The sequence below is a fragment of the Haloarcula sp. H-hyl6 genome, from assembly GCF_056934455.1.
Window position 1 is genome coordinate 459,763 of sequence record NZ_JBRIIK010000001.1, and the last position, 17,910, is coordinate 477,672.

The 17,910-nt window shown below is 66.1% G+C and carries 18 protein-coding genes and 1 tRNA gene; 16 read left to right on the top strand and 3 right to left on the bottom strand.

The genetic code is table 11. The annotated features are described in order from the left end of the window. Window positions 1–127 precede the first annotated feature (127 nt). The 15 genes from Hhyl6_RS02275 to hpt all read left to right on the top strand — a co-directional run bounded on the left by Hhyl6_RS02275 (window position 128) and on the right by hpt (window position 13,195). Entirely contained in the window at window positions 128–1,126 is a 999-nt protein-coding gene (locus tag Hhyl6_RS02275; RefSeq protein WP_483739658.1) for a monovalent cation/H+ antiporter subunit E, read from the top strand. Further along, window positions 1,119–1,394 (top strand): cation:proton antiporter, encoded by a 276-nt coding sequence (locus Hhyl6_RS02280; RefSeq protein WP_483737604.1) that lies wholly within the window; start codon window positions 1,119–1,121, stop codon window positions 1,392–1,394. Before Hhyl6_RS02275 ends, Hhyl6_RS02280 begins: the two co-directional genes overlap by 8 nt. Further along, on the top strand, window positions 1,391–1,711 hold the full coding sequence (gene mnhG, locus Hhyl6_RS02285; RefSeq protein WP_483737605.1) for a monovalent cation/H(+) antiporter subunit G: 321 nt from the start codon (window positions 1,391–1,393) through the stop codon (window positions 1,709–1,711). Before Hhyl6_RS02280 ends, mnhG begins: the two co-directional genes overlap by 4 nt. Continuing rightward, on the top strand, window positions 1,708–2,247 hold the full coding sequence (locus tag Hhyl6_RS02290) for a DUF4040 domain-containing protein (protein ID WP_483737606.1): 540 nt from the start codon (window positions 1,708–1,710) through the stop codon (window positions 2,245–2,247). The genes mnhG and Hhyl6_RS02290 overlap by 4 nt, the downstream gene beginning before the upstream one ends. Next, the gene (locus Hhyl6_RS02295; protein WP_483737607.1) at window positions 2,244–2,714 is read left to right on the top strand and encodes a Na(+)/H(+) antiporter subunit B; all 471 of its coding nucleotides are present in this window, start codon (window positions 2,244–2,246) and stop codon (window positions 2,712–2,714) included. Before Hhyl6_RS02290 ends, Hhyl6_RS02295 begins: the two co-directional genes overlap by 4 nt. Further along, complete coding sequence (locus tag Hhyl6_RS02300) at window positions 2,711–3,082, top strand: cation:proton antiporter subunit C (RefSeq protein WP_483737608.1); 372 nt, start codon at window positions 2,711–2,713, stop codon at window positions 3,080–3,082. The genes Hhyl6_RS02295 and Hhyl6_RS02300 overlap by 4 nt, the downstream gene beginning before the upstream one ends. Next, window positions 3,075–4,553 carry a monovalent cation/H+ antiporter subunit D family protein gene (locus Hhyl6_RS02305; RefSeq protein ID WP_483737609.1) on the top strand — a complete coding sequence of 493 codons (1,479 nt, stop codon included), beginning with the start codon at window positions 3,075–3,077 and terminating at the stop codon, window positions 4,551–4,553. The genes Hhyl6_RS02300 and Hhyl6_RS02305 overlap by 8 nt, the downstream gene beginning before the upstream one ends. Continuing rightward, a complete protein-coding gene (locus tag Hhyl6_RS02310) occupies window positions 4,550–6,238 on the top strand; it encodes a cation:proton antiporter (protein WP_483737610.1) in 1,689 nt (562 codons plus the stop codon). The genes Hhyl6_RS02305 and Hhyl6_RS02310 overlap by 4 nt, the downstream gene beginning before the upstream one ends. Then, complete coding sequence (locus tag Hhyl6_RS02315; RefSeq protein ID WP_483737611.1) at window positions 6,238–8,028, top strand: Na(+)/H(+) antiporter subunit D; 1,791 nt, start codon at window positions 6,238–6,240, stop codon at window positions 8,026–8,028. The genes Hhyl6_RS02310 and Hhyl6_RS02315 overlap by 1 nt, the downstream gene beginning before the upstream one ends. Window positions 8,029–8,180: 152 nt before the next feature. Then, a complete protein-coding gene (locus Hhyl6_RS02320; protein WP_483737612.1) occupies window positions 8,181–8,645 on the top strand; it encodes a type IV pilin domain-containing protein in 465 nt (154 codons plus the stop codon). Between the two features lie 130 nt (window positions 8,646–8,775). Next, on the top strand, window positions 8,776–9,345 hold the full coding sequence (locus Hhyl6_RS02325; protein ID WP_483737613.1) for a DUF7344 domain-containing protein: 570 nt from the start codon (window positions 8,776–8,778) through the stop codon (window positions 9,343–9,345). 273 nt (window positions 9,346–9,618) lie between these two features. Further along, entirely contained in the window at window positions 9,619–10,110 is a 492-nt protein-coding gene (locus Hhyl6_RS02330) for a type IV pilin domain-containing protein (protein ID WP_483737614.1), read from the top strand. Window positions 10,111–10,197: 87 nt separating this feature from the next. After that, entirely contained in the window at window positions 10,198–10,683 is a 486-nt protein-coding gene (locus Hhyl6_RS02335) for a hypothetical protein (protein ID WP_483737615.1), read from the top strand. Continuing rightward, the gene (locus tag Hhyl6_RS02340; RefSeq protein WP_483737616.1) at window positions 10,680–12,581 is read left to right on the top strand and encodes a hypothetical protein; all 1,902 of its coding nucleotides are present in this window, start codon (window positions 10,680–10,682) and stop codon (window positions 12,579–12,581) included. Before Hhyl6_RS02335 ends, Hhyl6_RS02340 begins: the two co-directional genes overlap by 4 nt. Window positions 12,582–12,625: 44 nt before the next feature. Continuing rightward, entirely contained in the window at window positions 12,626–13,195 is a 570-nt protein-coding gene (gene hpt / locus Hhyl6_RS02345; protein WP_483737617.1) for a hypoxanthine/guanine phosphoribosyltransferase, read from the top strand. Between the two features lie 879 nt (window positions 13,196–14,074). Here hpt and Hhyl6_RS02350 read toward each other — a convergent pair. The 3 genes from Hhyl6_RS02350 to Hhyl6_RS02360 form a co-directional block, all read right to left on the bottom strand. Then, window positions 14,075–14,149 (bottom strand) — tRNA-Met (locus Hhyl6_RS02350). Between the two features lie 68 nt (window positions 14,150–14,217). Continuing rightward, window positions 14,218–14,709, bottom strand: coding sequence for a GtrA family protein (locus Hhyl6_RS02355; RefSeq protein ID WP_483737618.1), 492 nt, complete (start codon window positions 14,707–14,709; stop codon window positions 14,218–14,220). Next, window positions 14,706–15,473 carry a glycosyltransferase gene (locus Hhyl6_RS02360; RefSeq protein ID WP_483737619.1) on the bottom strand — a complete coding sequence of 256 codons (768 nt, stop codon included), beginning with the start codon at window positions 15,471–15,473 and terminating at the stop codon, window positions 14,706–14,708. The genes Hhyl6_RS02355 and Hhyl6_RS02360 overlap by 4 nt, the downstream gene beginning before the upstream one ends. 111 nt (window positions 15,474–15,584) lie before the next feature. On the opposite strand from Hhyl6_RS02360, the gene Hhyl6_RS02365 reads away from it, so the two are divergent. Next, window positions 15,585–17,903, top strand: a complete 2,319-nt coding sequence (locus Hhyl6_RS02365; RefSeq protein WP_483737620.1) for a DUF2298 domain-containing protein — start codon at window positions 15,585–15,587, stop codon at window positions 17,901–17,903. Window positions 17,904–17,910 lie beyond the last annotated feature (7 nt).

Here is a 17,910-nt window from a genome sequence, read left to right on the forward strand (position 1 = left end):
TTGCGTATCCCGTTGCTCGCTTTCCCTAACGACCGTATCGCACGTCAACCACCCCGATACAGGATTCTCACAAACTACCGTGACTGCATCCGACGCCCACCGCCTACTGGTGCCGGTCGACGACTCCGTGACGCTGAGGAACACCGTAGCGTACGTCGTCGAGGAAGCCGAGACGGCGGCCACAGACGGACCGGTCGAACTCCACTTCGTGGACGTGGCCAGTACACGTTCGGTCGACCCGGACGCACCGGAGGAACTCGGCGAAGCCACCGACCTCCTCGAACGCGTCGAACTGTGGGTCGAGGAGGACTTCGCCGAGGAGCGCCCGTCGAACGTCACCGTCGAGACGGCCGTCATCGGTGCCGACCGGTACCTCTTCAGCCCCGGCGACTACGCCGACGCGATACTCGAATACGCCAACGAACACGGGGTCGACCGAATCGTCTTGGACCCAGAGTACAGCCCCAGCGGCGCAACGCCGATGTTGCGACCGCTCCAGATGGAACTGACGCGCTCCGACATCGACGTGGAGGAGGCGCCCGTCGAGCGCCGGACGGAGACGACCGTCCTGACGCGGGCGGCCTCGCTCCCGAAGTACCTCACCGTCTTCGGCGCGTCGTACCTGTTCTACATGCTGTTGAGCGCGTGGAAACCGCTCGACTTCTTCACGGGCTTTCTCACCGCCACGCTCGTAGCGGTACTGCTGGCACCCATCGCTTTCAGCCAGCAGCCCTCTGTCGCTCGTGTGGGCAAACAACTCGCGCGACTGTTGCTGTTCGTCCCGTATCTCCTCAAGGAAATCGCCGTCGCCAATATCGAGATAGCGTACGTCGTCCTCCACCCGAATCTGCCCATCGACCCGGAAATCGTCGAACTCCGGGCGGCGGTGTGGGGCGACGCACCGGTGACGACGCTCGCGAACAGCATCACGCTCACACCGGGGACGCTGACCGTCAGCGTCTCCGACCGAGCGTTCGACATCCACTCGCTGACCGCCGGGTCCCGCGAGGACCTGTTCGACGGGGGGCTCGAACGCGCGGTCCGGTTCGTCTTCTACGGCCGCGAGGCGGCCGCCATCGCGTCGCCCCGCGAGCGCGGGGACGACGGGGAGGGACAGGATGGTTGAGTTCGCGACGGCGCTGCTAGCCATCGCGGCTGCCTTCGTCGTCTTCGCCGTCGTGGCCCTCTATCGGGTGGTGGTCGGTCCGACCATCCACGACCGGGTCATCGCGGTCAACGTCATGGGGACTAACACCGTCATCGCCATCGCCCTCGTGGCGGCGGCCTTCGAGGAGTCGGTGTTCTTAGACGTGGCACTCGTCTACGCCCTGCTGAACTTCCTGCTCTCGATAGCGTTCTCGAAGTTCAACGTCGAGCACGGGGGTGTGCTATGACGCCGCTGGAGTGGGGTATCGTCGGACTGGGGCTTCTGGGCGCTTTCTTCGGCGGCGTCGCGGCGCTGGGCATCGTCCGCCTGCCGGACGTCTACACGCGCGCCCACGCCGCCTCGAAGAGCGACACGCTGGGAGCCGTCCTCACCGTCGGCGCGGCCGCACTGGCATTGCAGTCCGACATCTCGACGGTGAAAGCCGTCTTCCTGCTGACGTTCATGTTCCTCACGAACCCGACGGCCGCCCACGCCATCACCCGGGCGGCACAGGACCAAGGCATCGACCCGTGGACCACCGACGACGGGGAGGGAGAGGCATGACCCTGTCACTACTGGAAGGGGCGTTGCTCCTCTTCGTCGTCGGCTGTGCCCTCGGGGCGGCAATGCTCCGGGACACGCTGGCCGCGGTGATGTCCTTCGCCGCCTATAGTCTCGGCGTCTCCATCCTGTGGCTCATCCTGCAAGCGCCCGACGTGGGCCTGACCGAAGCGGCGGTCGGTGCAGGCATCATGACCATCCTGTTCTTGATAGCGCTCGCGAACACGGTCACGCCGGACGCCGACCGACTGCTCGAACCGGTCAACTTCCGAACGCTGGCACTCGTCGCCGGGTTCGTCCTCGTCATGGGGGCGACGGTGCCCGCACTGCCGGCCATCGGTGACCCGAGTTCGCCCGTCGTTGCGGGCGAAGTGACGCAGTTCTACCTCGACAACGCCTACAAGCAGACCGACGTGAAAAACGCCGTCACCGCAGTGCTGGCGGCCTACCGCGGGTTCGACACGCTCGGCGAGGCCGTCGTGGTGTTCGCCGCGGGTGTCGCCGCACTGACGGTCCTCCGTCGGGAGGTGTTCGCATGAGCGTCGACGACCAGCCCGGTCTGTACGTCGAGAGTACCATCATCATGACGACGGTCCGGGTCGTCGCCCCGTTCGTCCTGACGTTCGCGCTGTTCATCATGTTCCACGGCGCAGACACACCCGGTGGCGGGTTCCAAGGTGGCGTCATCGCTGGCTCTGTGGTGATGATGCTCGCGTTCGCGTACGGCATCGAGTCCACGCGCCAGTGGGTAGACGTGCGTGTACTCGTGGCACTGGCCGCCGGTGGCGTCCTCACGTTCGCAAGCATCGGCTTGGGCGCCATACTGCTGGGCGGACAGTTCCTCCAGTACACCGAGTACGAGGTGCTGCTCTCACACGCCAGTAAGTACGGTATCGAACTGGTCGAACTGGGAATCGGCGCTATCGTCGCCAGCGTGGCAATCGGCCTGTTCTTCCTGCTTGCCGCTGGCTTCGGTCACGCCGTCGACGAGGAGGGCGGGACATGACTGGACCACTCCAACTGGACCTGTTGACGACGCACTACAACTACTACGCCGTCGTCTTGCTGCTCGGCATCGGCCTGTACATGCTCATCGAGTCCTCGAACCTCGTGAAGAAGGTCATCGGGATGAACATCTTCCAGACGGGTATCTTCCTGTTCTTCATCACGCTGGCCTTCCGCAGAGGTGGAAACCCCCCCGTCATTACCGACGGCGGCGGGCCCTACGTCAGCCCGCTTCCCCACGTCCTCATCCTGACGGCCATCGTCGTCGGGGTGAGTCTGACGGCAGTGGCGCTGGCGCTCATCGTCCGTATCTACTCGGAGTACGGAACACTCGACGAAGACAGACTGGAGCAACTCTACTATGATTGAACATCTGCCCGTCTTGCTGGTCGTGTTGCCTATCGTCGCTGGGAGTATCCCGCTGGTCGTGAGTCTGTTCACCGACCGGGGCGGGTGGTCACTCGCGACGCTGGCGGTACTGGGCCACACCGCACTGTCCGGCCTCCTCGGCTGGATAGTCTGGACCGACGGGGTCGTCTCCTACGCCGTCGGCGGGTTCGCCGCGCCGTACGGCATCGAACTCGTCGTCGACGGCCTCTCTGCGGCCGTCGTCGTCCTGATCAGCCTCGTCTCGCTGGGCGTCCTCGTCTACGCCCGACACGCCGGCCCCCACTCGAACGCCTTCTACAGCCAGTTCCTCCTGTTAATTACCGGCCTCACGGGTATGACCGTCACCGGCGACGTGTTCAACCTCTACGTATTCCTCGAAATCACGGGGCTGGCCGCCTACGGCCTCGTCGCCAGCGGGCGCGAAGCGAGTTCGGCCGTCGCGGCCCTGAAGTACCTCGTCATCGGCACCGTCGGCGCCTCGCTGTACCTTCTCGGGGTGGGCTACGCGCTGGCGGCGACGGGGACGCTGAACATGGCCGACCTCTCGGAGAAACTGGCGACGGTCGGCTACGACTCGACGCTCGTCCTGACCGCGTTCGGTCTGATGGTCGGCGGTCTCACGGTGAAGGTGGCGCTGTTCCCCCTCCACACGTGGCAACCGGACGCCTACGCGAACGCGCCCGACAGCGTCAGCGCGTTCATCTCCGCGCTCGTCTCGACGGTGTCGGCCTACGCGCTCGCTCGACTGCTGTTCTCGGTGTTCACCGTCGACTTCCTCGAGGCGGTGCCCGGCGCTCGGTGGGCACTGCTGGCCCTCGCCTCCGTGAGCATCGTCGCCGGGAGCACGCTCGCCGTCTCGCAGAACAGCGTTCAACGGATGCTCGCGTACTCGTCGGTCTCGCAGTTCGGCCTCGTCGTCGCCGGGTTCACCATCGCGACGCCCATCGCCGTCGTCGGCGCGACGGTCCACCTGCTGGGGCACGCCGTGATGAAGGGCGGCCTGTTCGCCGCCAGCGGCATCATCGAGCGTGAGACCGGTGCGACCACTCTCGGCGGGTACGCCGGGATGGCCGCACGGACGCCGGTCGCCGCCGGCTCCTTCGCCGTCCTCGCGCTGGCGATGGTCGGCGTCCCGCCGGCCGTCGGGTTCGTCGGCAAGTGGTACATCGTCGTCGGGGCCGTCGAGGCCGGCCTCTGGCCCGTCGTCGCCGTCCTGCTGGCGAGTACGCTCCTGACGCTGGCGTACTTCGCCCGGTTGGTCGAGCGCCTCTACTTCGCCGACCCCATCATCCGCGAGGAGACCGCCGTCGCGGACGGGGGCGCGAGCGTCTCGACGGGGATGATAGTCGTCGTCGTCCTCGCGGCCGTCCTCGCAGTCACGCTGACCGCCGCCGTCCCCACGCTGGAACAGTTGCTCGAACAGACGCTGCCACCGCTTCTGAACCAATGACAGACGTCGCATCCATCCGACCGTTACTCGCAGTGCTCGTGTCGGCCGTCGCCATCCCGATTATCCTCTCGCTGAAGGGGCGACCGAACGTCCGGGAGGGCGTCACGCTCACCGTCGCCGCGGCGAAGTTCGCCACCGTGGCGAGCATGGTTCCGGGCGTCCTCTCGGGGACGGTGTACGTCTTCTCGTTCGGCCAGTTCGCAACGGGCATCCAACTCGCCCTTCGAGCGGACCCGCTGGGTATCCTCTTCGCCGCGCTGGCGAGTCTGCTGTGGATAGTCACGAGTTTCTACTCCATCGGCTACATGCGCGGCCTGAACGAACACGCCCAGACGCGGTACTTCGCCTCGTTCGCGGCGAGTCTGGCCTCCGCGGTGGGCGTCGCCTTCTCGGCGAACCTGCTCACGCTGTTCGTCTTCTACGAACTGCTGACGGTGTCGACGTACCCGCTGGTCACCCACGACGAGACGGACGAGGCACGCGCGGCCGGCCGGAAGTACCTCGCGTACACCTTCGGCGGCGGCGTCGCCGTCCTCGGTGGCACGGTGCTCGTGTTCTTCCTCACCGGGACGACGGCGTTCACGCCCGGCGGCATCGAGGCGCTGGCGACGGCCGACCCGACGCTGGCCCGTGCGGCGTTCGCGCTGCTGGCCGCCGGGTTCGGCGTGAAGGCGGCGCTGATGCCCGTCCACTCGTGGCTCCCGGACGCGATGGTCGCGCCGACGCCGGTGTCGGGCCTGCTCCACGCCGTCGCCGTCGTCAAGAGCGGCGTGTTCGGCATCGCCCGCCTCGTGCTGGACGTCTACGGGACGGACCTGATGCGCGACCTCGGTGTCGCCCTGCCGCTTGCCGCCATCGCCGCGTTCACGCTCCTGACCGCGAGCGTCATCGCGCTCCGGCAGGACAACCTCAAGCGACGGCTGGCGTACTCGACTATCAGCCAACTCTCCTACATCGTCCTCGGACTCGCACTCCTAGAAGGCGACGCACTAATCGGCGGGTTGCTCCACATCCCCGCCCACGCGTTCATGAAACTCACCCTGTTCTTCTGTGCCGGCGCAATCCACGTCGAGACCCACACCGACGACATCAGCGACATGGCCGGTATCGGCACGCGGATGCCCCTGACGATGGCCGCCTTCGCCGTCGCAGCGGCGGGGATGGCCGGCATCCCCCTCGTGGCCGGGTTCGTCAGCAAGTGGTACCTCGTCATCGGCGCACTGGAGGGCGGCGGCCTCGTCTTCGCCGCCGCGCTGCTCGTCTCGGGCGTGCTCAACATCGCGTACTTCTGGCCCATCGTCTATCAGGCCTACTTCGAGTCGCCGGAGGCTCACGACGAGAAACCGCTCGTCGAAGCCGTCTTCGGGGGGCGCTCGATTCGCGCGGACGGCGGTGACGCCGAGACTGTCGAAGCACCGGGCGACGAGGACGACGACGAGATTCCCGACCCGCAACACGTCGACCACCTCGGGAAGCGTCACGAGGACGTCGAACACCACGGCGGCCCGCCAGCCAGTGGGTGGGACCAGTGCAACTGGCGCGGCGCCGAGAGCACGTGGTTCATGCTCGGGCCCATCCTGACGGCGGCGACGCTGTCGCTGTTGCTCGGCGTCGTCCCGCGCGGCGTCGTCTTCCTGCGCATCGTCGAGACTATCGTCGGGAACCTCCCGGGGGTGGCCCTCTGATGGCCTCCGCGCTGACGATGGTCCCGCCGGGCGTCGTCTTGCTGGCCGTCGCCGTCCTCGTCGCGTTCCTGCCTCGCCGTGCGGGCCACGCGCTCGGCGTCGCGGCGTCCGCGGCGGCCGTCGCGTGGGCGTGGGTCGTCCCCTCGGGCGCTCACATCCAGACGACGTTCCTCGGCTTCGAGGCCGTCTTGCTCAACGTCGACGAGTTCTCGCGGCTGATGGGACTGGTCTTCGGTCTCATCGGTGCCGTCGCCGTCCTCTACTCGTACGCCAGCGAGGCCGAGAACGTCCAGACGGCGTTCGCGCTGTCGTACGTGGCGACGAGTTTCGGCGCCGTCTTCGCCGGGGACTGGCTCACGATGCTGTTCTTCTGGGAACTGATGGCCGTCACCAGCACCCTGCTGGTGTGGCACTACCGCGGCGCGGCGGTCCGGGCCGGCTTCCGGTACGCGCTGTTCCACGGCATCGGCGGGACGCTCCTCATGGCGGCCATCCTCCAGACGTACGTCGCCAAGGGCACCTTCCTGTTCGCGTCCGTACCCGGCGGTCCGGAGACGGCGGGCATCACGTCCGGTCTCCCGGCCGCACTGGCCGCCGTCGGCATCGGCGTCAACGTCGGCTTCATCGGCCTGCACGCGTGGCTCCCCGACACGTATCCGCGGCCCCACATCGCCGCGAGCGTCTTCCTCTGCGTGTTCACGACCAAGACCGGCGTGTACGGGATGTACCGAGCGTTCCCCGACGGCAACGTCGCTATCGCGTACATGGGCGGTGGCATGGCCGTCTTCGGCGCGATGTTCGCGCTGTTCCAGAACGACATGCGCCGCCTGCTCTCGTACCACATCCAGTCGCAGGTCGGCTACATGATTGCCGGCGTCGGCATCGGCGGCGCACTCGCGCAGGCCGGCGCGTTCGCTCACGTGTTCAACCACATCCTCTACAAGGGCCTGCTGTTCATGACCGCCGGCGTCGTCGTCTACCGCACCGGCGAGGAGAGCCTGAAGAAACTCGGCGGCCTCTGGCGGGAGATGCCGATTACGGCGGCCGCGTTCACCGTCGCGGCCCTCTCCATCGCCGGGTTCCCCGGCTTCAACGGGTTCGTCAGCAAGGGCATCGTCATCGCCGCGAGCCACTACGACTTCGTGAAGGGACCGCTGTACGCGGGCGGCCGGACGACGCTCGAATGGCTCCTCCTCATCGGAGGCGTCGGCACCTTCATGTCGTTCATCAAGTTCGGCTACTACGCCTTCTTCCACGGCGAGTACGGCGACAGCGTGCGCGACGCCAACCGCCTGCAGAGCGTGGCCATGGTCCTCGTCGCCGTCCTCTGTGTGGCCTACGGTGTGTTCCCCGACGCGCTATTCGGCCTCCTGCCGTTCGACGTGACGGACGGGGCAGTCGTCTCGCACGTCTATCACACCTACACCGTCTCCCACGTCGTCGAGGGGCTGGCGCTCGCGGCGGCCGGACTGGCCGGGTTCGCGCTCACGAAGAAACCGCTCTCGAAACTCGGTCGCGTGCCGGACGTCGACTCGCTGTACAACCCCGCAGTGTTCTACGGGACCCGCGCGCTGGTCGTCGGCGTCACCGAACTGTACGCCGCCGTCGACCGTGCCGTCGTCGGCGCGACGGGCGCAGTCACCGCGGCGGTGACCGACCCGAACGCCACTTATCGTCGCGTTATCCGTGACACGTCCGACGGGGCCGAACACCCGCTTCGGGCGGGAATCGGGTTCAGCATCCTCGTCCTCGCCGTCTTCGTCACCCTCGCGCTCCTGTTGCTACCCTGATTCGACCCTGACGCTGAAGGGTATTTTCACAGCGGATAATTAGTGCTTTACCTTTATGTGTACACGCGCGCTGGTTAGGTCAAGGACACTGTGAGGCTATCGAGGCGGCTTCCCTCCGGTAGTCTTCGCGAGTGTCGGACACAAGACAAACCATGGACATCAAACGATTCTTCGACGACGACGACGCCGTCTCCCCGGTCATCGGCGTCATCCTGATGGTCGCCATCACAGTCATCCTCGCAGCGGTGATAGCCACGTTCGTGCTCGGCCTGGGTGACCAAGTCAGCAACACCGCGCCGCAGGCTAGCTTCAGTTTCGACTACGACACGAGTTCTTTCACCAGTGACGACTTCGGTACGAGCTCCGGTGATGGTCTCCTCACCGTCACGCATGATGGTGGTGATACTATCGAGGCAGGGAATCTGAGGCTCTCTGGTGGAGAAAGTAATGAAATTTGGAGCGACGCGTCTGGCGTAGGCGGCACCGCCTCCAAAGTTAGTGCTGGTTCGTCAGTTGAATACGCTGTAGCAGACGCTGACAACGTCCGCGTCACTTACAACAGTGACACGGGCGACAGCTCTGCGACGCTCGCCGAGTGGTCCGGTCCCGACGCGTAAGCCCTCACTCGCTTTTTCTTTCGACGCTCAACCCCGCGTAGTCGAGGGACCGCTGCGATTATTACGGTCGACTCTCATCACTGAGGTACATGGCACTGCCGGGTCCCGACCGCTGGGACGTGACGCACGCATGAGCCAACAGTCCCGTCCGTCGCCGGTCGACGACTCGGCCGACGCACTCTCGAAGGGCGAGATTTTCGACGTGCTCCAGAACGAACGCCGACGGTACGTCCTTCAGTACCTCCGTGAGAACGGGGGTCCCGTCGAACTGGGTGACCTCGCCTCCCACGTCGCGTCGCGGGAGTACGACTGCGAGGCGGGCGACGTCTCCAGCGCGCAGCGAAAGCGCGTCTACACCACGCTCCAGCAGACTCACCTGCCCCGGATGGACGAGGCGAACATCGTCGACTACGACGCCGACGCCGGCGTCATCACCACCGCCGCACAGACGGACGAACTGACGGTGTATCTCGAAATCGTCCCCGGGAGCGAGTTCCCGTGGCGCGAGTACTACCTCTCGTTCGGGGCCATCAGTCTCGCCGTCGTCGTGGTCCTGTGGGTCGGCGTCTACCCCTTCACGCTGATGCCCCCACTGGTCTGGGCGACGGTGATGGCCGTCGTGTTGACCGGGTCCGCGCTCTACCACACCTACCTCGGACGCGAGATGACCCTGACGGAGTTCGCCGACGACGAGGGCTGAATTGGCAAGCCCCCGATATTCAGCGCTGATAATCGGACGGTTCCGTCGGCCCGTTCGAACAATCGGCTGGAAAGGCCAGTTTCCGGCAGTACAGGTGGGTCTTGAAGGGTTTCAGGCCGGACTTGAAGCGCTAAAAGGTAGTGTAGGTATAAGTGTACCCACCCCATGGGGTTGAATCAGCACACCTTCACGAGCGATTCTCCCGTCCCGAGGTGGGGTTAAGCACGGGTTATCGCTGGTGCGGACACACTGCGGTGTGCGCGGAACACACACATGGACCTGAAACAACTCATTAACGACGACGACGCTGTCTCGCCGGTCATCGGGGTCATCCTGATGGTGGCTATCACAGTCATCCTCGCGGCCGTCATCGCGTCGTTCGTCCTCGGACTCGGCGACCAGGCACAGCAGACGACTCCGCAGGCGAGTTTCGCCTTCGACTACGACGAGAGCGTCGGCGCGGCCGACGAAGGTGTACTCTCCATCACGCACGACGGCGGGGACACAATCAGCGGTAACAGCCTCTACATCCGAGGGAGTGGTTGGATTGATGCGACCTCATGGGCCGCTGCTGCTCCATCGGTCGATATTGACAACAACGACAACACAGATGATTGGCTGACCGCAGAGGGTACTACCGAGGTTAGCGCTGGTACATCTATCGATGCAGGTCTGGCGGACGACTACGAAGTCCGCGTCGTCTACGAACCGCCGGAGGGCGACACGTCTGCAACGCTCGCCGAAGATTCCGGCCCCGAAGCGTAATCGACGCTTCGTTTCTCCATTTTTCGACGTACCAGCCACAGCACCGCCACGAAGCATTTATTTACACTACCACAGAGGAACGTAACGATGGACTACGCGCGCGCCGTCGTCCTCGGGGTGGCGAGCGTCGTCGTGCTGACGGCGGCCGTCTCCGGGCCGTTGGTTCCCGGTGTCTCGTTGACGCAGGCCCCGGACGTCGCCTACGGCGAGGGGAACGCGACAGTCGCGGAGGTCACCCTGCCCGACCGGGCGACTATCGAACCGGCGTCGTACGGACAGGGGGGGTCGTACCTCACCGTGCCGCCGGCGACGGTCCGTTTTTCGACGGTCACGGGGTCCCCGGTGCTCGTCTACCGCCTGCGCATCGACGGGTTGAACTACACTCGGTCGACCGTTCACTTCCTCTCGGACTCGGGCGGCCGGACCTACGACGTGACGATGCAGTCTGACACGTTCAATCCCGACAGGTTGACCCGCGAGACGTATTGCGGGACCCTCGCCGTCGTCGTCGAGGACTCCCGAAACCGTCGAGTCGTCGGCGAGCGAAACGTGACGGTGGAGGTGGTGGAGTGACTGCCGCCGACGTGGCCGACCGACTCCGGCACCGGACGCAGACGGCGGCCGTTCGGGAGACTGCCCGCGCCGTAGTGTTCGGTGACCGTCTGGGTCTGCTGGTGTTTCTCGCCTGCCTCTGCCTCTTCCCGGTGGTCTGGCGGACGACGGTCCTCATCACGGACACCTACACGCTAGTCAACGGCCTGTACAGTCTGTCGAACGGTCACCTCGTGTTGACCGAGGCGGCGTACGGGTCGGGGCTGGAAACCCCCGGCGCGGTGCCTTACGACGGCGACGTTCTCGCTCGAAACTACGGCGCAATCTTCCTCTCGCTCCCCTACTGGGCGGTGCTGGAGGGACTGAAACACGTCGTCGACCTCCGCATCGGACTCGTCGCACTGTGGTCGCTCGGTCTGCTGGCCCTCGTCGTGACGCTGGGTCGCCATCTGGACAGCGACGCGATACTCGTGGGTGGGAGCGCCCTCGTCCTCGCCGTCTTCGCGGCGAACGTGACGCTGGCGCGACCGCTCAACGGCGACGCGACGCACCTCTACGCGCTCCAGTTGTTCCACCTCACCGTCGCGGCCTTCGCGCCGGTCCTCTTGTATCGGCTCCTCCGGGGGATTCACGGGCCACAGAGCGGACTCCTCGGGGCTGCGGTATTCGTCCTCGGAACGCCGCTCTCCCTCTGGGCGACGATACCGAAGCGCCACGTCCTGACGGCGACAGTCGTACTGGGCATCGCGTACTGCCTCCACCGGAGTCGGACACCGACCGAGGGGGCACTTGCCGTACGACCGTCAACCTTCCGCGCGCTCGCATACGCACAGGTCGGCCTCTACGCGTGGGTCCACGCGCCAGAAGCCCTGCTCCTCGCCGTCGTCCTCGCAGCGGTAGACGTGCCGACCGCCCCCGACAACAGCCCGAAAACGCTTCTCCTGCTGACCGGGGCGTTCCTTGTCTCTCTCCTACCGTTCTTCGTGACGAACGTACTCGTCGCTGGGTCACCGCTCCGTCCGCCGCGACTACTCGCAATCGCGGCGTCTTCGAGTCAGACCGGGGCGGCCGAGAACGCCGGTGCGGCAGGCGGCCAATCAGGTGGGCCGGTCGCTCTCGTCCGCAAGGCTCTCGGCCCGCTGTTCGTCGCCGTCGAACCTGCGGTCCAACCGTTACTCCTCTTGGGGAGTGAACTCGTCGTCGGCGCGGAGTCGATAGTGGCTCGCCCGGGGGAACTCTACCACGCCACCGTTCGCTCGGGCCACACCACGGGGACGTTCGACATATCCAACGGACAGGCGGTCAACCTCACTCTGCTGGAATCAGCCCCGGTCCTCGTCGGTCTCTGTGCTGCCATCCCGGTGTTATTGCGGGGACGACGACCGTCGTGGCCCGCGTCGCGGGTTCTCGACGGGACCCGTCTCGTCGACCTGTTTGCTGTCGCGGTAGCGCTAACCGTGGCCCTCCAGTATGCGAGCCGTCTCCCGGTCTACGCCCAGATTACGGTCCGCTACCTGTTCCCCCTGTTTCCGCTGGGCGTCTATCTCCTTGTCCGAGTCCCGGTCGTTCGAGAGACGCTCACCGAACACTGGCGGCTGTTCGGCTGGTCGGTGGTTGTGAGTATCGCCATCGGCGGGCAACTCCTCGTCGTCGCCGTCGCGCTGACAGTAAACGGCCTCGGCGAGGCGTTCCAGCTCCACGCCCTGCTCTCGCTCGCTCTCGGGGTTCCGCTCGCGGGCTGGGCGCTCTCCGGTCGTTCGGACGGGTGGTTCGGCCGGGCCGGTGCCGTCCTCCTCGGCGTCACGACGGCCGCGCCGACGCTGTTCGTCCTGTTGACGGCCGTGGAGTACTACTCGCTAGGCGACAGCCACGCCCTGCCGATGGTCCGCGCGCTCGGTGAACTGCTCCCACTCCTGTGACTCGTTGACGACGAACTTTTGTACGGCCTCGCAGTACCGCCAGCATGGATCAGCTAAAGGAGTCGCTCCTCGAAGCGCCGATAATCGAGAAGGACGGGTACCACTACTTCGTTCACCCCGTCAGCGACGGCGTACCGATGCTGCGCCCGGAACTCCTCCGCGAAATCGTCATCAAGATCATCCGCAAGGCCGAACTGGAGAACGTCGACAAAATCGTCACGCCCGCGGCGATGGGCATCCACCTCTCGACGGCCGTCTCCCTGATGACGGACATCCCCCTCGTCGTCGTCCGCAAGCGCCAGTACGGACTGGACGGCGAAGTCGCGCTCTCACAGGTCACCGGCTACTCCGAGAACGAGATGTACGTCAACGACGTCTACGAGGGCGACCGGGTGCTCGTGCTGGACGACGTCCTCTCGACGGGCGGCACGCTCGCGGCCCTGACCGGTGCGCTCGAGGACATCGGCGCCGACATCTGCGACATCGTCTGCGTCATCAAGAAGGCCGACGGCGAGAACAAACTCGACGAGGCCGGCTACGACGCCAAGACGCTCATCAACGTCCGGGTGGAGGACGGCGAAGTCGTCATCGTCGACGAACGCGGCGACGGGTAACGCCACGGGGCCAGGGTTTCGGACGCCATCCACGCTCTCGCTCAACCCCGAACAGCACGGTTGCCGTAGCCCAGAGACGCTAGTCCGATAATCCTCCGACTACAACAGTGAACCAGAACGTAGTCGTCACCAGTTTGAGTGGCACAGCCGTTCAGACAGCATCACACAGGCTGAGAGAGGTCCTCTATCTCCGAAGCGACCGCTGTGTGACTCCAACCTTGGGCAATTCCCCCGCCTAGATGTAGATATCGGAGTGACTGTGTGACTAGGCTGGGCGCATTCCGGGGGCGCCTCGGCGGGGAGGCGACGATGGCAGATGCGCGAAACGGGCCGCAGCGTTCTCAGTACGCGGTCTGTCAGCCCTCGGTCCATTGCGTGGCTCTCGCCGTCGGCCGACACACCAGACAGCTTCCGGACTACTCAGTACTGCGGGCGCTCCAACCTTGCTGTCGTCGGCTGGTTTGGGTAACCTTGGAAAGTATTGGATTTCGGATAGATGAGCGTGATTACGTCGGCCGGCATCCCGTAGGGGCCCCGAACAGTGTCTCGCCGGCGGCCGCACAGACGTCTGTCTCGCCCACGGCAACGCACACGCTCCAAGTCCGAATCATCGATGCTACTCCACCTATTGGCGGCGCTTTTCGACAAGGTTGCACGATACTCAGCAGAAGTAGCGGGAGGTGAACTACGCCACCCCCTTTCAGAGAGATGGTGGTGTTTCCCGTAGCTTACTCAGACCGGTTTTAGCGGCTACTCGATTCTAACAACAAGTGTTCTGCTCGGTATCGTATTTGAATGAATGCACAGCGAAATCTGGCCTACACGAGGCGATAAAACTACGTGAGAAATCTTGCGACGGTCACTCAGTCAGAATTTTAGTAGCGGGAGGTAGATTTGAACTACCGATCTGCGGGTTATGAGCCCGCCGGAATCTCCTGGCTATCCCATCCCGCTACCTCTTCATACCCGAGGCCCCTCATTAAGGGTTGTGATTCGAGTGCCGTCCGTGAATTACTCACGCGCTACGCGGTGCCGTCGCGGTGGACCTGCCACGTGAACAGACTCTCGAAGACGTAGTTGACCAGCATCGCCACGGCGATGGCGAGAGGGCTGGCGGCGATGAACCAGAGGTCGGTGCCGAAAAGGAGGAGTTCGACGGTGAGGTACTGGGTCAGGAACCAGTAGACGACCAGTTGGACGGTGACGCCGCCGGAGCGGACGACGTGGGACTTCACCAATCGTTTCAGGAACGGTTTGGGGCCGGCGGCCCCCATCGCGGAGAACGTCCAGTGTTCGTTGACGAGGAACATCACGACGATGGCCGTCTCGATGCCGGCGGCCTTCGCCCAGAGGTCGGGGACGCCGAAGACGAGGCCGAGGACGGCCAGCACGGTGTTGTCGCTGATGGCACCGACGACACCGACGGAGACGAACTGGCCGAAGCGGACGCCGGAGACGAGCGACTCGAAGCGGTCGGGGAGGCGCCGTCGGATGCGGTCGCCCGGTCCGCTCATCGCTCTCGTTCGACGAGCGCCGTCGGGTCCTCCCGACGGGCGGCGATGGCGGTGTGGAGGCGGTCGTCGCTGAGTTGCTTCGCCCGGTGGCGGGCGGCCAGCAGCGCACGGAAGAGGGCGACGGAGTCCCGTACCGGCGAGACGGTCGACCCCGGTCGGTCCTCCCACGAGATGGGGACTTCGGTGACCCGGAGGTCCAACGCTCCGGCCATGGCGACCAGTTCGACGTCCCACGCGAATCCGGGTTCGTAGAGGTGGCTCCGGACCGTCGCCCACGCGTCTGCGTCGATGGCCTTCGCGCCGCACTGGTAGTCGTACAGGGAGACGTCGAGCAGGCGGCCGGCCAACCACGCGAAGGCGTCGCCGAGGAAGCGGCGGGCGAAGGTCTGGTGGCTGGCGACGGCCGCATCGGGGTGCCGGCGAGACCCGACGGCGAGGTCGGTGTCGCCGCGTTCGACGGGCGAGACCACTTCGGCCAGCGAATCGACCGGCGTGGACCCGTCGGCGTCGGCGAAGACGAGTACGTCCGTCGGGAGCGCCTCGAACCCGGCGGTGACGGCCGCGCCCTTGCCCCGTCGGTACGGCACCGTCTCGACGCGGACCGGGAGGTCGGCCAGTTGCTCGGGGACGCCGGCCTTCGGCGTGTCGAGTTCCACGACGACGGCGTCGGGGTCGAGGAACTCGCCGATGGCGGTGAGGTAGGTCCGCAACTGGGCGACGTCCGGGCGGTAGGCCGGGACGACGATACCGACGGAACGCGACATCGTGTTAGCTTCCTCCGTGAGCCAGTAAAAACGGTTCGAAGAAGCGCGAGGCGGCTGCGCGGAACGGACGGTGCAAAAGACGTATAGGCCAGCGTCGCACTTCCTCGGGTGATGGAGTACGGCCTCGTCGCCCTCTGGCTATCGCTCTACCTGCTGTTGTGTTACGTCGGCGCGACGGTCGCTGCCGTCCTGTTCCCGCGCTTCGCGAACCGCGGTGTCGCCTTCGGCATCCCGGTGGCGCTGTCGGTGCTGTGGCTGGTCACCTACTTCGTCGGCCGCCTCTCGCTGACCGCCGGCGTCTACCTCGGCCTCGCCGTCCTCGTCGCCACCGCCGTCGTCGCCGCCGTCCGCGGCGTCACCGTCGACGGGCGCGCCTACGCGGAGGTGGCCGGAGTGTTCACGCTCGCGTTCTGCTTTCTGGTCGCCGTCCGCGCCTTCGACCCCGCAATCGTCCCCATCGGCGGGGAGAAGTTCCTCGACTACGGTCTCCTGAAGTCGCTCCTGCGAGCGGACTCGCTCCCGCCGGAGGACATGTGGTTCGCCGGCGAACCGGTGGCGTACTACTACGGCGGTCACCTGCTTGCGGCCATCCTCACGCGGTTGACCGGCACCGCCGGCCAGTACGCCTACAACCTCGCGCTCTCGGGGTTCTACGCGACGCTCGTGACGGCGACGTACGGGCTGGCGGGCGCTATCGCCGCCGACAGGGGCGCGCCCCGGAAGATGGCCGCAGGGCTGTCGGCCTTCTTCGTCGGCATCGCCAGCAACCTCTCGACGCCCGCCCGCTTTCTCATCTGGTTGTCGCCCGAGGGCGTCGGGCGGTGGCTGGCCGAGACGGCCGGCTACGAGATGGAGGGGCTGGCGCTCGGTCCCGACCGGTTCAGCTACTGGGACGCCAGCCGCGTCATCACCGACGAGGCGGCGGACTTCGGGACCTACGAACCGGCGGCGGCCTTCGTCATCGACGAGTTCCCGCTGTTCGCGTGGCTCAACGGCGACATGCACGCCCACATGATGAGTACGGGCTTCCTCCTGCTCGCGGCCGCGCTGTGTTTCAGCTACTACCAGACGCCGGCCGTCGAGTGGCGCCGGCGACTGGCGCTCCTGTTCGGCGCGCTGCCCGCCGTGGCCGGTCTGATGGCCGTGACGAACACGTGGTCGTTCCCCTCGGTGGCCGGCCTCGCGATGCTGACAGTCGTCGTCGCGCCCGCCGACCCGACGACGCTCCTGCCCAACAGCCTGAGCGAGCGAATCAGAGCGGACGGACTGGCGCACGAAGGTATCCGAATCGGTATCGCACTGGCCGTCGCCGTCGGCATCGTCGCACTCGGACTCCTGTGGTCGCTCCCGTTCTGGCTGGGGGCCGCGAGCGGCCGGGAGCTAGCGGTCCTGCCCGACCGGACCTCGCTGCTGGAACTGCTCGCCGTCCACGGCGTGTTCGTCCTCCCGTTCGCCCTGTACTTCTACGCGCAGGCCGGGCGTGCGCTCGGCACCCGTGAGGCGCGGGCCGTGGGCCTCGGAACGGTGGGCATCGTCTTCCTCGGGGCGACGGTTGACCTCGCCGCCGTGGGTCTGCTCGCCCCGTTGCTGGTCGGGGCGTGGCTGTTCGCCCGGTCGCCGACCCTGAGTCGGTCGCTGGGCGCGGTACCGGCCCTGACCGACGGGGGCGACAGGACGGTCGACTTCGAGGTGGTCCTCGTATTGGCCGGCGCCGGACTCGTCCTGCTGGTGGAGTTCCTCTTCGTGAAGGAGAACATCGGTCGGATGAACACGGTGTTCAAGACCTACATGCAGGTGTGGGTGCTGTGGGCCGCGGCCGTCGGCCCGGTGCTGGCGTGGCTTCTGACCCGATGGCGACCCGACACGGCGACCCACCGACGGCTGACGACCGCGGGGACGCGGGGGCTCGTCGCGCTCCTCGTCGTCTCGACGTCCATCTACGGCGCGTTCGCGCTCTCGAACCACGTCGCCGCGAGCGAGGAGACGACGCTGAACGGGACGGCGTACCTCGACCGTGAACACCCCGGCGAGGCCGAAGCGATTCGGTGGCTCGACCGGACCGCCGAGGACCGACCCACCATCGTCACCGCGGCCCCGGCGGGGTACACGTGGGACGCCGCGGAGGGTAAGGGGTCGAGCGCGCCCGCGAGTCTGACCGGCCTCCCCACCGTCGCCGGGTGGTACCACGAGGCCCAGTACCGCAACGACACGGTGTACGAACGGCGCGTCGAGGACGTCCAGACAATCTACACCGGGAGCGCGAGTGAACAGCGGGCGCTCCTCAGAGAGTACGACGTCCGGTACGTCTACGTCGGGCCGGCGGAACGGGCACGCTACGGTGAGGTGACGGTCGACCACCTCTCGGGCGTGACAGTCGCGAAACGGGCCGGTGACGTGGTGGTCTACCGGGTCCACCCGGAACAACTGTAACGGCGCG

What these genes read in the sequence shown, in the direction of transcription:
- Hhyl6_RS02280 (WP_483737604.1), top strand. Translation starts at nt 1,119, where the DNA reads ATGGTTGAGTTCGCGACGGCGCTGCTAGCCATCGCGGCTGCCTTCGTC.
- mnhG (WP_483737605.1), top strand. Translation starts at nt 1,391, where the DNA reads ATGACGCCGCTGGAGTGGGGTATCGTCGGACTGGGGCTTCTGGGCGCT.
- Hhyl6_RS02290 (WP_483737606.1), top strand. Translation starts at nt 1,708, where the DNA reads ATGACCCTGTCACTACTGGAAGGGGCGTTGCTCCTCTTCGTCGTCGGC.
- Hhyl6_RS02295 (WP_483737607.1), top strand. Translation starts at nt 2,244, where the DNA reads ATGAGCGTCGACGACCAGCCCGGTCTGTACGTCGAGAGTACCATCATC.
- Hhyl6_RS02300 (WP_483737608.1), top strand. Translation starts at nt 2,711, where the DNA reads ATGACTGGACCACTCCAACTGGACCTGTTGACGACGCACTACAACTAC.
- Hhyl6_RS02305 (WP_483737609.1), top strand. Translation starts at nt 3,075, where the DNA reads ATGATTGAACATCTGCCCGTCTTGCTGGTCGTGTTGCCTATCGTCGCT.
- Hhyl6_RS02310 (WP_483737610.1), top strand. Translation starts at nt 4,550, where the DNA reads ATGACAGACGTCGCATCCATCCGACCGTTACTCGCAGTGCTCGTGTCG.
- Hhyl6_RS02315 (WP_483737611.1), top strand. Translation starts at nt 6,238, where the DNA reads ATGGCCTCCGCGCTGACGATGGTCCCGCCGGGCGTCGTCTTGCTGGCC.
- Hhyl6_RS02320 (WP_483737612.1), top strand. Translation starts at nt 8,181, where the DNA reads ATGGACATCAAACGATTCTTCGACGACGACGACGCCGTCTCCCCGGTC.
- Hhyl6_RS02325 (WP_483737613.1), top strand. Translation starts at nt 8,776, where the DNA reads ATGAGCCAACAGTCCCGTCCGTCGCCGGTCGACGACTCGGCCGACGCA.
- Hhyl6_RS02330 (WP_483737614.1), top strand. Translation starts at nt 9,619, where the DNA reads ATGGACCTGAAACAACTCATTAACGACGACGACGCTGTCTCGCCGGTC.
- Hhyl6_RS02335 (WP_483737615.1), top strand. Translation starts at nt 10,198, where the DNA reads ATGGACTACGCGCGCGCCGTCGTCCTCGGGGTGGCGAGCGTCGTCGTG.
- hpt (WP_483737617.1), top strand. Translation starts at nt 12,626, where the DNA reads ATGGATCAGCTAAAGGAGTCGCTCCTCGAAGCGCCGATAATCGAGAAG.
- Hhyl6_RS02355 (WP_483737618.1), bottom strand. Translation starts at nt 14,709, where the DNA reads ATGAGCGGACCGGGCGACCGCATCCGACGGCGCCTCCCCGACCGCTTC.
- Hhyl6_RS02360 (WP_483737619.1), bottom strand. Translation starts at nt 15,473, where the DNA reads ATGTCGCGTTCCGTCGGTATCGTCGTCCCGGCCTACCGCCCGGACGTC.
- Hhyl6_RS02365 (WP_483737620.1), top strand. Translation starts at nt 15,585, where the DNA reads ATGGAGTACGGCCTCGTCGCCCTCTGGCTATCGCTCTACCTGCTGTTG.